General features: G+C 64.9%; 7 protein-coding genes. All 7 read left to right on the top strand.

The window, feature by feature from the left end; genetic code table 11:
• The first annotated feature begins 188 nt into the window (after window positions 1-188).
• The 7 genes from pglX (at window position 189) to AB0H61_RS15400 (ending at window position 14,846) form a co-directional block, all read left to right on the top strand.
• On the top strand, window positions 189-3,809 hold the full coding sequence (pglX, locus tag AB0H61_RS15430) for a BREX-2 system adenine-specific DNA-methyltransferase PglX (protein WP_357304151.1): 3,621 nt from the start codon (window positions 189-191) through the stop codon (window positions 3,807-3,809).
• 1 nt (window position 3,810) lies between these two features.
• Window positions 3,811-7,671, top strand: a complete 3,861-nt coding sequence (locus AB0H61_RS15425; protein ID WP_357304148.1) for a phage resistance protein — start codon at window positions 3,811-3,813, stop codon at window positions 7,669-7,671.
• A gap of 31 nt (window positions 7,672-7,702) precedes the next feature.
• Window positions 7,703-10,546, top strand: coding sequence for a BREX-2 system phosphatase PglZ (gene pglZ / locus AB0H61_RS15420; RefSeq protein WP_357304145.1), 2,844 nt, complete (start codon window positions 7,703-7,705; stop codon window positions 10,544-10,546).
• A gap of 76 nt (window positions 10,547-10,622) precedes the next feature.
• Complete coding sequence (gene brxD / locus AB0H61_RS15415; protein ID WP_357304142.1) at window positions 10,623-11,960, top strand: BREX system ATP-binding protein BrxD; 1,338 nt, start codon at window positions 10,623-10,625, stop codon at window positions 11,958-11,960.
• A 94-nt stretch (window positions 11,961-12,054) separates the two neighbouring features.
• Window positions 12,055-14,202, top strand: a complete 2,148-nt coding sequence (locus AB0H61_RS15410) for a DEAD/DEAH box helicase (protein WP_357304139.1) — start codon at window positions 12,055-12,057, stop codon at window positions 14,200-14,202.
• 137 nt (window positions 14,203-14,339) lie between these two features.
• The gene (locus tag AB0H61_RS15405) at window positions 14,340-14,615 is read left to right on the top strand and encodes a hypothetical protein (protein ID WP_357304136.1); all 276 of its coding nucleotides are present in this window, start codon (window positions 14,340-14,342) and stop codon (window positions 14,613-14,615) included.
• 12 nt (window positions 14,616-14,627) lie between these two features.
• Window positions 14,628-14,846, top strand: a complete 219-nt coding sequence (locus AB0H61_RS15400; protein ID WP_357304133.1) for a hypothetical protein — start codon at window positions 14,628-14,630, stop codon at window positions 14,844-14,846.
• The last annotated feature ends 27 nt before the right edge of the window (window positions 14,847-14,873 follow it).

The following is a 14,873-nucleotide window of genomic DNA, read 5'->3' as shown; positions in this document are numbered from 1 at the left end:
GGGCCGGAGCGCCGACGAGGCATCGCAGTGAGCGGCCGCAACGGGTGTACGGCCGGACCCGGGTCGGCACCCGTCGGCCGAGGATCGGCCACAACGGCACCCGGCCGGTCCGTATCCGCACCGTGGTTGCACGCACCCGCGCCCGGCGCGCTCTCCCAGCCACTCACCTACACCGTAGGAGTATTCGCATGATCGACCGCATCGCACTGCTCGCCGATCTGAAGAAGCAGGTCGGTGCAGTCGAAAGCGATCTAGGGCGGCAACTGGACCGGCCGGAGACCGATCAGGCCCGCCGCGCGGCCACCCAGCTGCGTACCGAATACGACCGAGCACGGAAGGTCGGCCGTACCGCCGCCACCTGGACCGCATGGCGCGACGAACGCATCACCCAGGTCGCCGCGGCCTGGGTACTCGGCACCGTGTTCGTCCGATTCTGTGAGGACAACCGGCTCATCGACGAGCCGTACCTCACCGGTCCTACCGATGACCGTCGCGAGCTGGCCCAAGCCCGCTACGACGATTACGTTGCCACGGTCGACGACCCCACCTACCGCGGCTGGCTGGAGCGCGCCTTCGCCGAAGTCGGCACCGGACAGGCAGGAAAGCTGCTGTTCGACCCCGCCCACAACCCGCTGTACCAGGTGCCGCTCTCGCACAAAGGCGCGCAGCAGCTCATCGACTTCTGGCGGGCCCGCAATGAATCCGGCGACCTGGTCCACGATTTCACCGACCCGCTGCGCGACGACGGCACCGCGGGCTGGGACACCCGCTTCCTCGGCGACCTGTACCAGGACCTGTCCGAGAATGCCCGCAAAACCTACGCACTGCTGCAGACACCGGCGTTCGTCGAGGAATTCATCCTCGACCGGACCCTCACCCCTGCCTTGCGCGAGTTCGGGCACCGGGATCTGAAGATGATCGATCCCACCTGCGGCTCAGGGCATTTCGTGCTGGGTGCGTTCCGGCGACTTGTCCGGGTGTGGGCCGAACAGGAGTCCACGCGGGACCGGCACGAACGAGTCCGCGCTGCCCTCGATTCCGTACACGGCGTCGACCTGAACCCCTTCGCCATTGCCATCGCCCGCTTCCGGCTGCTGGTAGCGGCCATGGCAGCAGCCGGCATCAACACCCTCGCTCGGGTGGCGAACTACGAATGGCCGATCCACCTGGCTATCGGCGACTCGCTCATCAAGGCGCGACAGCTCGAACTGATGGAACTCACCATCGATGACGCCGAGCCCGGCGATCCTGTCGCCGAATTCTCCTATGCCACAGAGGATGTACACGAGCACCCGCGGATCCTGGATCCAGGGCGGTATCACGTGGTGGTTGGGAATCCACCGTACATCACGGTAAAGGATAGTACCCTCAACAATCTGTACCGGGAGTTGTACAGCGCCTGCGGGGGAACCTACGCACTCTCAGTACCGTTCGCGCAGCGATTCTTCGAACTGGCGAGGCTCGGCGATGCCGATGGCCGAGGCTACGGTCGAGTTGGACAGATCACGGCGAACTCATTCATGAAGAGGGAATTCGGGACGAAGCTCATCGAGGAGTACTTCGCGCGGAGCGTCGAGCTGACTGAGGTTATTGATACATCGGGAGCATACATACCGGGACACGGCACGCCGACGGTAATTCTCGTAGGTACACGGCGTTCCGGAAGAGACCGCGCCGTCACCATCCGTACGGTCCGAAACGTACGAGGCGAACCCAAAGCGCCCGACCAGCCCGAGAAGGGACAGGTTTGGCGCGCGATATTAGACCAGATCGATGACCCCGGATCGATCAGCGAGTGGATTTCCGTTGATGACCTGGACCGAAGCCGATACTTCAGCAAGCACCCATGGATTCTTCTCGACGGCGGTTTGGAAATGATTGAGCAGATCGAGCAAAGCGGCGAGGCTCGCCTTTCAAGAATCCTCCGCCTTATCGGCCGATACACTCATACCGGGAATGACCCGGCATACTTTGCAGCCACGAGCACATGGGGACGATACGGCGTCAAAAGCCAGAATATTGTTGCCCTAGTTGAGGGTGACACTGTTCGCGATTGGAGCATAGATCCAAAGACCGAGGCTCTATTCCCATATGACTCTACGCTGAAGCCACATCTCCCCGCAGATCTCAGTCCGTTTCTCTGGCGTTTTCGGTCACTGCTCCGAACTCGGCGTGAACCCGGAGGGACGCACGATGAGATCGGATTAACTTGGTACGAATGGAGTCGATGGCATCCGGAGCGCTTTTCGATCCCACTCGGTATCGCGTTCGCGTTTGTAGCGACGCACAACCATTTCGTACTGGATCGGGGCGGGAAGGTGTTCAAGCAGTCCGCGCCGGTTATCAAGTTGCCAGAAGGCGCGAGCGAGGAGGAGCATCTGCGGTTGCTCGGGCTGCTCAACAGTTCCACCGCATGCTTCTGGCTCAAGATGGTAAGTCAAGGCAAGGCTGGCAGCGGTATGGGACGAGGTATCCAGCCCGAAGAGTGGATGGAGCGGTATGAATTCACCGGGACAAATCTGGAGGAGTTCCCAATCCCAGCTACCCTTCCGAGTTCCCTGAGCACCGCTCTCGACAGGCTCGCACAACAGCTAAACGGCTGCACCGCTGCACAGGTCATCAAGACGAGCGAACCGGGCATCCTGCAACTGCACGAAGCCAAGGCGAACTGGATTTCTGTTCGCGCCCGCATGATCGCCCTCCAAGAGGAGCTCGACTGGCAGGTTTACTCGCTCTACTCCCTCCTTGCTGAGGACATGCGCGCGCCGGAGCCGGATGTTCCCGAACTCGCATTGGGCGAACGAGCTTTCGAGATCGTCTTGGCTCGCCGCCTTGCTCAGGGTGAAACGTCCGCGGATTGGTTCACCCGCCATGGCTCCACTCCCATAACCGAGATCCCCGCCCACTGGCCTGACTCCTACAAACAGATCGTCCAGAAACGCATCGACGCCATCGAATCCAACCGCGCCATCGGCATGATCGAACGCCCGGAATACAAGCGCCGCTGGGCCACGGAGGGCTGGGATGCCTTACAGGAGAAGGCCCTTCGTTCCTGGCTGCTGGATCGCATGGAGTCCCGCGACCTCTGGTACGACGATGACCGCCCAGCGATCCGCACCCTGTCCCGATTGACCGATCTCCTGTCCAACGACGAGGATTTCACCTCTGCCGCCGCCCTCTATGCCCCACGCGTGGAGCTGTCCCGCGTCGTAGCCGACTTGATCACCACTGAGCACGTCCCGTTTCTGGCGGCGCTCCGCTACAAGCCATCCGGCCTGAAGAAGCGTGCCGACTGGGAGCACGTGTGGGATATGCAACGCCAGGAGGACGCCGCTCCCGACGAGGGAGCGAAACGCAAGATCCGTGACTCGATCCCGGTACCGCCCAAGTACACCTCGGCGGATTTCCTCCGCACCTCGTACTGGCAGGCCCGCGGCAAACTGGATGTGCCGAAGGAGCGTTTCATCTCCTATGGCAACACCAACGCCGCGACCCCCGCGCTGTACGGCTGGGCGGGCTGGGATCACCGAGAGCAAGCCCAGGCATTGGCCACGTACTTCACCGAGCAAAGTCTGGAAGCCGAGGAGTTGACCCCGCTGCTGGCGGGCCTGCTGGAGCTGCAACCGTGGCTGGACCAGTGGCATAACGACTTCGACGAGAATTTCAGCGGTTCCCCGGCCGCATTCTTCGCCGGTTACCGCAGACAGCTCCAGGGCGAGCACGATCTCAGCGACGACGACCTGAGGGCTTGGCGCCCGGTCACCGCGACCAGGGCTCGACGTACCCGTACCACCCGTGGGGAGGACTGAGATGGCACCAAAACCGTTGCTGGCGGACCTGATCGATATCAGGGAGACAATCTCCACCTCCGACTTCGTACAGGGCCTCGTCGAGGCGGTGTCCGAGGACGACGCCACGCAGGCGGTACGCGATTACGTGGTCACCGAACGCCTGCTCGGCAATTACGATCAAGCGCTGGGTCTGATCAAGGCGGCAATGGATGGGCACACCTCCAAGCCCACCTACCTGCACGGTTCTTTCGGTTCCGGTAAGTCGCATTTCATGGCGGTGCTGTATGCGCTGCTGTCCGGCAATCCGGTAGCGCGCGGCCGCACCGAGTTCGAGCCGGTGCTGGCCAAACACGAGTGGTTGCAGACCGACGGGAAGAAGTTCCTGCTGGTGCCGTATCACATGATCGGCGCGAAGGCGATGGAACAGCGGGTACTCGGCGGCTACGTCGACCACGTGCGCTCCCTGCATCCGGACGCCTCGCTGCCCCCGGTGTACCGCACCGACGCCATGTTCGACAGCCTGGCGAACCTGCGCAAGACCATGGGCGACGAGGCCGTGCTCAAGGTCCTGAACTCGGGCTACACCGATGAAGACAACGACTGGGGTGATTCGGCGTTCTGGACAGCGGATCTGCTCGACACCGCCATGTCCGCCCCCGAGGCTCATGAACCGGGCGCGAAACTGAATCTGGTCGACCCATCTACTCCGGCCGAGCTGCGTGCAAAGCTCGTCAACGATGCCGCCGAAACGCTGATCACCGGTTTCACCCGTGACGCCGCCGAAAACGAGCACGGGTTCATTTCGCTCGACGCCGGCCTGTCGGTGATCGCCGACCACGCGAAATCCCTCGGCTACGACGGGCTGATCCTGTTCCTGGATGAGCTGATCCTGTGGCTGCACCAGAAGATGCACGATCTGCCGTTCATCGCCAGGGAAACCGAGAAGATGACGAACTTCCGGGAGGGCGGCGACCAACGCCGGGCCATCCCGATCGTGTCGTTCATTGCGCGCCAACGCGATCCACGGGAACTGCTGGGCGGCGAAGCCTCGGGCGCCTACGAGGCCGCCATCCACGACAACCTCAATCTGGCGTCGGGCCGGTTCGACCTGATCGAACTGGAAGATCGCAACCTGCCGGAGATCGCCCACGAGCGGCTGCTGAAGCCGAGGGACGACGCGGCGCGGGCACAGATCGAGGGGGCATTCGCCGAAACGAAGCGGCTGCGCCCGCAGGTCTGGGACACCCTGCTCGGCTCGGAGCAGGACAGCACCGGCGCCGACGAAGCGTCGTTCAAACGCTCCTACCCGTTCTCCCCCGCCTTCCTGTCCACCCTCGTGCAGATCTCCTCGGATCTGCAGCGCGCCCGCACCGGTCTGAAATTGATGGGCCAACTGCTCGCCGACCGCCGCGCCAATCTGCGGCTGGGCCAGTTGATTCCACTCGGCGACCTGTACTCGGTGATCACCGCCGGTGGTGACCGGCCGTTCGTGGCGGATAAGAAGGTGATGTTCGAGGCCGCCGACCGGCTGTACAAGACCGGGTTGCGGCCGTATCTGCTTGCGCAGTACGAGATCACCGAGGACGACATCGAGCAGTACCTGCACCGGCCCGACACCATCACCGACAAGAACCTGGCCGGGCGATGCAAGCAGTTCGTCGGCGACAACCAGCTCGTGGGCACCCTCCTGCTGTCCGCGCTGGCTCCGGGAGCCCCGGCGCTGAACGACCTGACGGTCCGCCGGCTCGGCGCGCTCAACTACGGATCGGTGACTGCGCCGATACCCGGGTTGGAAGACGGCACGATCGCGTCCAAGGTGCGGGAATGGGCCGGCCGGTTCGCCGAGATCAAGATCGGCGACGGCGCCGATCCCGGGGTGCGGCTGGAACTGTCCGGGGTGAATCTCGAATCGGTACTCGCCAACGCGGATGTCAACAACAACCGCGCCAACCGCGCCGCGCTGGCGCGACGAATCCTGTTGGAAGAATTCGGTATCCAGCCCGCGGACGGTCGATTGGGCGCCGACGAATTGCGGTTTGTCTGGCGTGGCTCGGCACGTACAGTCGAAGTCGTTTTCGGTAACGTTCGCGACGAGAACGAGTTACCCAACCACGATATGGACCCGTCCGATCCCACGCTGTGGCGTATGGTCATCGATCTGCCCTTCGACGAAGACGACCACTCCGCCCGGGAGGACGCCACCCGGATCCGGGAGCTGAGACAGCGTCAGCAGGGTCACCCGACACAGACGGTGGCGTGGCTGCCGGATCATCTGTCCAAACCGCGCTGGGATAGCTTCCAGCGATTGGTGAAGATCGATAAGGCGCTGGCCGATCCCGGTCGTTTCGACACCCAGTACGCGGCTCATCTCAATGCCGATCACCGTGCCATGGCCCGAAATCTGCTCACCGATCAGCGCGAAACGCTGATGGCACAGATCAAGGCGGCCTTCAAACAGGCCTACGGTCTCGCCGACAAGCAGGATCCGGACGTCCAGAAATCGTTCGAGGACCACCTGCAGCCGCTTCCCGATATCGAGGGGCTCACCCTGCCTCTCGGCCGATCGATGGCGGAGGCGATCCGCCGAGTGGCGGGCACCCTCCTCGCCCACCAGTACCCGGATCACCCGAACTTCGACCCCGAGGACACCGGGATCGCGATCAAATCCGCGGAAGCGAAAACCGTATTCGCCCATGTGCGTAAGGCCGCGGAGGCGCGCGACGGCCGGGTGGACGCATCCAGGGACCATAAGATCATGCGACGACTGGCCGTCCCGCTCGGTCTGGGTGAGCAGAGCGAAGCATACTTCGAGCTGTCCCGCTCCTGGGCCGACCATTTCAAGCGCACCGCCCGGGTAGAGGGCATCACAGGCGACCTCCCGGTCAACACCCTCGTCGAGTGGACGAATCTGCCCAAACCCCGTGGCCTTGACCCATTTCTGGCGAACCTCGTCGTCGCCGCCTTCGCCGAGATGGACGATCGGGTGTGGGTGCGGGCCGGAATGCCGCTGGATCCGGCACCGGAGCTGCATCAGATCAAGTCCGGTGATGCGCTGCGCACCCAGCCCGCGCCCACCGAAGAGGATTGGGAGACTGCCTGCCGCCGTTTCGAAGTCATCGCCGGAGATAAGCCGCCGACGCTGCGCCGCGGCAGGCTGGTGCAGCAGTTCGCGCGCCAGCTCATTACCTTCGCTCGCACATACAAAGAGGCTGCCGCGGATCTGGTACGCCAGCTGGAACGGCACGCCGAATTCCTCGGCCTCACCGGCGGCGGTGATACAGGCCGGCTCGCCATCGCCCGCCAGGCCGTCGCACTGCTGACAGAGATGGAATCGACCGCCGCCGGCTCCACCTCGGCGAAACAGACCATCGAGGCGTTCGCACGGTTCGATCTCGGCGAGCCGAGCCCCGAGCGCTACGCCGCCTCGATCAAAAAGGCACACGACGTCGCAGACGCGCTCGCTCGTACGCCGTGGGACCATCTGGAGGTCGCTACCGATTTGGGCACCGAAGGCGAGACGCTGCTCGAGTCACTGCGCAACGCCGCGCGCACCGACCAGCTCACCACCGATCTCGTCGCGGTGCTGGCGGAGACGCCGCGTCAGGTCACCGCCCTGATTCGCGCTCGTCAGCCGAAACCGCCCATCCCGACTCTGCCACCACCGCCCGGCCCGGATGATATCCGGCTCGACGGCGGCAGCACTCATCCGCCGGTACCCGGTGGGACCGCACCAACACCCACGACCGGCAGCGGGCGGCGAGCTGGCAGCCGTCGGACCACGGCCCGCACCGCGGTTGCCGATCTCACCACCGAGCTCGCCGATATCGCTGCCAATGAACCGGGCGCCACCATCGAAATCACCTGGCAGGTTATCGAATAATGCCGCCACTGATCGAGCGACAGGTGATCGCATGACCGCGACCAGCCCTCCGGCGAGCGCCACGAGGCTATCTAAAGCCGTAGTGGCGCAGTTTCTTTCGGTACATTCGTCGGCATCCGCCTGCGAAGACCGCGTCGTCGTCCTGCTGCGCGGTGCGCCGGTATGGGAAGACTCCGATGAGCTACCGATCGGGTCGTGCCGAGTGCGCGTCGTCGCGGCGCCGTCAGTGCTGGCGGTACACGAACAGGTACTCGATCATCTGAGCAAAGACAGCACGGACACCGGCCCCCGAGTCCTGGTGGTGCTGACCGATCGCGAACACGATGAGCTGGACCCGGCCATCCTCGCGCGCACTTTCCGGCAGCGCATCAATCAGGTGGATCGGTGGGAAGTGGTGCGGCAGGCGTTCGGCGCCACCGAGATCGACGAGTGGCTCAAGCGCGAAACCTGGGCCGCTGAGCCACTTCTCGATGCGGCGGGCGCGGACAGCTGGCCTCGGGTGACCGGCGGCGTGCTCTCGCAGGACGAAGCCCTGGTTGCACTCGCCGTGCGGCGGCTGCGACTGACTGAGGTCGATCCGGGCGCCAGCCGCCTGGACCCGGAGGTGCTCCTGCGCTGGTCTCATACGCCCGGCGGACCTGAGTTGCTGCGTGCACTCCGTGAACAGGAGCGCATCGGGTTGCGTCAGTTCCTCGGACGCAACGGCCAGGCCGGGTCGGCGGGCAAGGTGCTGCTCGACCTCGTGCTGGCGGGCAACGGCGCCGACGCGGTCGCCTACGGTCTGGTGTGTGCCGCGCTGTGGCTGCACCCGAATCCCGACCACAGCGTGTATCAGGCCAGGGGCCGCGCCGAACGTCGGATCGGTGATCATCCGCCGGTGACCGGGGAAGAGCTGGATCGGCGGATGACGGTATTCGGCCGGGTCTGTGCGGATTACATCGCGAACCTGATCGATCGTGCCAACGATCCGCGAGCGCGCAAGGAGAACACACCGCTGTCCGTGGCGGCACTGAACGCCCGCGCGGTAGCCTATCCGGCCCTGGATCGTGCCGCGGCCCTCGCACGAGAGTTCGGCGCGGATACCGCAATCCAGACCAGTTCGGTCATGAAGGCGGGTTTGGAGGCTCGATTCACCGCGGTTGGGCATGCGCTCGGCCGGGGTGACTTACCCGCCGCCGAAAGGGCACTCGACGAGTTGCGCGCCCATCACCTGGCCGCAGACGACGAGTACTCGGTGCGCATCGACCGGATCGAGATGGCGCGGCGGCTTACCCGTTGGCTGGCGGGCGATCCGGATCCCACCGCCGACACCGTCGCCGACGCACTACAACGGCATCTCGCCGAAACCGGCTGGGTGGATCGCGCACTCGACTTCGTCGAAGCCGGTGGCGACACCGATCCCGCGTTGAAGATTCCGTATAAGGCTCTCATCGAACGGGTTCGAGAACGCAGGCGCGAATTCGACCGCGAGTTCGCGCTGTCGTTGCGCGGATGGACCGAGGCGGGCACCGATCCCGGGTGGATGCTCACCGTCGAAACCTTCCTCTCGCGGGTGGTGGCACCGATCGCCGGACAGCGGCGAGTGCTGCTTATCGTCCTGGACGGGATGAGCGCCGCCATTGCGACGGCCATCGCGGACCAGTTGCGCATCGGCTGGACCGAATACGATCCGGTGCCCGACGGGCGTCCGGAACGCCGCCGCGCCATGGCCGCGGCACTGCCCAGCTGGACGGCGGTGTCGCGCACCTCGCTGTTCGCCGGTCGGCTCATGCAGGGTGACCAGAACGACGAGCGTCGACTGTTTCCGCAGCACCGATTCTGGGGTGGCGCGAAAACCGCCGCCGTATTCCACAAGAACGACCTTCGCCCCGAGCCCGGCCATCCGTTCGGCGCTGAACTCACCGCTGCCCTCGACCAGCCGAACATGCACGTCGCCGTGGTGCTGAACACCATCGATGATCGGCTCGGGAAGGAGCTCAAACTCGGCGACCCGCAGTGGCAACTCTATGAAATCGGTGACCTGCGTGCCCTGCTGCGTGCAGCCGCGGACCACGATATGTCGGTCCTACTCACCAGCGACCACGGCCATGTGATCGACCGACACGGGGTACGGATCGATGATCACGGCACTGCCAAATCGGCCCGACACCGGCTTGCGGATCCGCAGCGCGACGAAGTCGGCGAGACCGAGATTGTGCTGTCCGGCCCGCGCGTAGTGGCGCCCGAACCTAATGCATCCATTATTGCCTTGTGGGACAACGATTCCCGCTACACCACGCAGAAGGCCGGCTACCACGGCGGAGCATCGCTCGCCGAAGTCACCATCCCGGTGCTGGCATTCCTGCCATTGGGTGCAGAACCGCCCAAGGGGTGGCGGGAGCTGGGCCCGCAAGACCCCCGCTGGTGGAATCCGGACGATGCGGAACCGGCCGCAGTGGCGACGACCGCGGGCGAGATACCGGTGCGCACCCGACAGGTCGCCCGCGCCGCCAAGGAACGCCACGACGGCACCGCCCCCATGTTCGACCTTCCGGTGACCGCGTCGGCGCCTCCCCTGTTCGGAACATCGGACAGCGACGATATGGTGACACGCTTGCTCGCGTCGGAGACCTTTCAAGCCCAACGAATGCTGCTGGCCCGGCCTCCGCAGGAACAGAAGCTGGAAAAAGCGATCCGTGCATTGATCGAGACGCCACTGTCCGCCACGGCGCTGGCCCAGCGGATCGGAGAACGCCCGATTCGCGCCGAAGGCTTCGCGGCCATCCTGCGCCAGCTGCTCAACTTCGACGGCGTCGAAGTACTGAGAACCGACGCCGATGGCCGAACCCTGAAGTTGTCCGTCCGGCAGCTGCGTGCGCAATTCGAGCTGACGTGACATCCGGATCCGCTCGGCCCGGATCGAACCGCGAGCCGAAGCCGACGGGCAGGGTGCCCATGGGAGACTCGAGCAGGTGAGCACAGTTAATCCGGCACCGGTGAGCGCCGTCCGTCGACGCGCAGTGATCGACGCTCTGCGTCGCGGTGCCGTGCCCGAGAGCGGACTCGATCTGCTGGCGACCGGGCTGGACCGCTTCGAATCGGCAATCGATGCCGAGCTGGATGCCGTCACCGACGGTGGTTCGGTATTCAAGGCCGTGCGCGGCGAATACGGGTCCGGCAAGACCTTCTTCGCCCGCTGGCTTGCCGAACGAGCCAAACGCCGCAACTTCGCGGTCGCCGAGGTACAGATCTCCGAAACCGAGACCCCGCTGCACCGGTTGGAAACCGTGTATCGCCGACTGACTGAGCGCCTCACCACCTCCAGTTTCCCGCCGAGCGCGCTGCGTTCGGTCATCGACGCCTGGTTCTACACACTCGAGGAGGACGCGCTCACCGACGGCGCCGACGAGGAGAACCTGGCAGCGGCAGTCGAAGAGCTGATGGCCGCCCGGCTCGCCGAGGTTTCCCGGCACGCACCGTCCTTTGCAACCGCGCTCCGCGGATATCGGGGCGCGCTCGAACAGGGTGACGAGGCCACCGCGGCCGCGATAATGGCGTGGCTCGGCGGTCAGCCGAACGTCGCGGCGGCCGCACGACGCGCTGCCGGGGTGCGAGGCGATCTCGACCACTTCGGCGCCTTCGGGTTCCTCCAGGGTTTGCTGACCGTACTGCGCGACAGTGGGCACCGCGGCCTCCTCGTCGTCCTCGACGAGGTGGAGACCCTGCAACGGGTCCGTTCCGACGCCCGCGACAAGGCCCTCAATGCGCTGCGCCAGCTCATCGACGAGGTGTATTCGGGCCGCTTTCCCGGGCTGTATCTGCTGATCACGGGAACACCCGCCTTCTACGACGGCCAGCAGGGCGTCCAGCGACTCGCACCACTCGCCCAGCGACTCGCAACGGATTTCACCACTGATCCGCGATTCGACAACCCGCGCGCCGTTCAGGTGCGGCTGCCCGGCTTCACACTCGACTCACTCACTACGCTCGGCATCACCATCCGGGACCTCTATGCTGCCGGCGCCGACACAGGAGATCGAATCACCAACGTGGCCGATGACGCCTACGTCGCCGACCTGGCCAGGGCCGTCGGCGGCGCACTCGGCGGCAAGGTCGGCGTCGCGCCGCGATTGTTCCTGAAGAAACTCGTCGGCGATGTACTCGATCGGATCGATCAGTTCCCGGATTTCGATCCGCGACAACACTATCGGCTCACCGTCGGCCTCACCGAACTCACCGACATCGAACGCAACCTTGCCGGCGGATCGGTATCGGAGGCAACGGCGGACGACATCGACCTCGACCTGTGATCACATCATTTCGAGGCAACGAGTGTGCATTCGCGCCTGACCGTGAGCCGAAGACCCACATGGCCACAACGGGCAGGCCGCGCGGATATCCGCGATGAAGCCCGCCGTCGACCCGGTGGACCGCTTGGATCCCGTCGTGGTGCACCACATCGTCAACACACTGGGCTGGCCCGATCTGCGGCCACTGCAGAAGGCCGCGATCGCACCATTACTCGACGGCGACGATGCGGTGCTGCTTGCGCCCACCGCGGGCGGAAAGACGGAGGCCGCCTGCTTTCCGTTGCTGTCGGCGATGGCCCAGTACGAGTGGACCGGAGTTTCGGTGCTGTACCTGTGCCCGCTCAAGGCACTGCTTAACAACCTCGTCAGCCGCATCGACGGGTACGCCCAATGGCTGGGCCGCCGGGCGGCACTCTGGCACGGCGATACCACCGAATCCCAACGCAATCGCATCCGCCGTGAGGCTCCCGACATCCTGCTCACCACCCCGGAATCCTTGGAAGCCATGCTGATCGGGGTGAAAACCGACCACAACGACCTGCTCGGAAGTATCCGCGCAGTAGTGGTGGACGAAGTGCATGCCTTCGCCGGAGATGATCGTGGCTGGCATCTGCTGGCGGTACTGGAGCGGCTGCAGCGAGTTACCGGCCGCCCCATCCAACGGATCGGTTTGTCCGCCACCGTGGGAAACCCACGGGAGTTGCTCACCTGGTTACAAGGTTCGGGCGCCGATTCACGACCCGGTCGAGTTGTCGCCCCGGACCTCCCAACGGACCAACGAGTGGCTCACAGTACCGTTGCCGCGCCACCGCCCGGTGACGTGGAGTTGGACTACGTCGGCTCCCTCGACAATGCAGCCAAGGTGATAGCGGCATTGCATCGAGGCCAGAAACGTCTGGTGTTCTGCGACTCTCGCCGCCAGGTCGAACAGCTCGGTGCGGCATTGCGGGCGCGAGAGGTCACCGTCTTCCTGTCCCACGCCTCGCTGTCGCCTGACGAACGCGCGCGTGCCGAACGGGCATTCGCCGAGGCGCGCGACTGCGTAATCGTGTCGACCTCGACACTGGAGCTGGGCATCGATGTCGGCGACCTGGACAGAGTGATCCAGATCGACGCCCCCTCTACCGTGGCGTCCTTCCTGCAACGTATCGGACGTACCGGACGCCGGTCCGGTAGCACCCGGAATTGCCTATTCCTGACCACTACGGAGGACGCGCTCATTCAGGCAGCCGGCCTACTGCTGTTGTGGGGCCGCGGCTGGGTAGAGCCGGTGACAGCCCCACCGGAGCCGCGCCATCTCGTCGCACAGCAGCTGCTGGCCGTCACCTTGCAGCAGCACACCTTGGGTGACCGGTTGTGGCCGCGGGAATGGAATGGTTTGGCGCCCTTCGATTCTTCCGCCGCACCAATCCTGCGCCATTTGATCGATGCCGGGTACCTCGATGACGACGGCGGACTGCTGCACATCGGCCCGGAAGCCGAGAAGCGTTTCGGCCGACACCATTTCCTCGAATTGACCGCTGCATTCACCGCGCCACCCCAGTTCACGGTGCTGGCCGGACGTCAAGAGATCGGGCATGCCGACACCTCCGTCCTCGCCGACGACCGACCAGGTCCCCGTCTGCTGCTACTCGCCGGCCGAAGCTGGCGCGTGACGTATATCGATTGGAACCGCAAGCGGGTCTTCGTGGAACCCGCGGAGGGTGGTGGGGTCGCCAAGTGGTCCAGTTTCGGCGTGCGTGGAATGTCATTCGAGCTCACCCGGGCCATCCGGGAGGTGTTGCTCGGCACGGACCCGCCGGTGTCGCTGACGGGGCGGGCCACCGTGCAACTCGCCGAGCAGCGAGGAGGATTGAAGGTCGAGGTCGGCACGCCTGGGTCGACCATCATTGTCCGCCAGGGCGACGCGCTTCGCTGGTGGACCTGGGCGGGCTATCGTGCCAACGCGACCCTCGCCGCAACACTGGTCGAAATCGTTGACCTGACACAACGTCTGTCCGACTTCTCGCTTCGATTGCGGCCCGAGGCGACACGGGATATGTGGCGCTCGGCCCACTCCCGAGCGGAGGAAAACTCCCGCTGGGTTCTGCCTCTCGCCGACAAGCGCGCTGTTAATGGACTCAAGTTCTCCGATGTCCTCCCGGAGAACCTCGCTGCGGCAACCGTCTCCGCGCGCCTGGCTGATCTCGATGGTGCCGCCTCCGTGTTTTCCGAGGCGGTGCAGTTCCACCACGGCGAATAGCAGAGCGTCACCGACTTCCGCTGCTGTACAAGCCTGCAGCGCTCGGGAGATGACAGTCCGGTCCGTCCGGACGTGGCGAGCCTCCGACGGGGGACACGGGTTCTCACCCGCCTCTGCACCTGCGTATCGCTTCGACGATGTGCGGCGGCGGGCCGGTAGGCGTCGGTCGGGTCGCCGAAGACGAAGCTCTGGCCGCGAGCTATCAACGCGATCACGGCCTCGATGTTTACGTCGACGGACACAACCACATCATGTTGCGGACGGGCTCGGTCGACGGCATCCAAATGCCCAAGCCGCTAGGCGAACTCGTCCACGCCGAACTCCGAGCCCGTGAACTCCCGACACCGGTGATCATCAACACCAAGACCAAGAACCGAACGTTCCTCCCGCACGGAGCGAGTGCGCTCGACTAACGACCTGTGCGGATGTTCGGAAACCTCTTCCGCTGCCAGGCCATTCGCACGGTCGCCGGAGCGCTGATCATGCTGCCCGGCCCAGCCGATACCGTACGCGAATGGTTGGAGCAGCCGCGGGCCGAGCAACGACCGACGTTCGATCTCCTCGTGAACATCACCCTCGCCGCCGCCGACCACCTTCCGAAGGCACAACCGACCGTGCCTACCCGGATCTACCCGCACCCATAGCCGCGCGGTCACAGTTGCTGGACATGT

It is taken from the genome of Nocardia sp. NPDC050710, assembly GCF_040654375.1.
Lineage (GTDB): Bacteria > Actinomycetota > Actinomycetes > Mycobacteriales > Mycobacteriaceae > Nocardia.
Note: the sequence above shows the minus strand (reverse complement) of the source record. Positions and strands in the feature narration are given on the sequence as shown.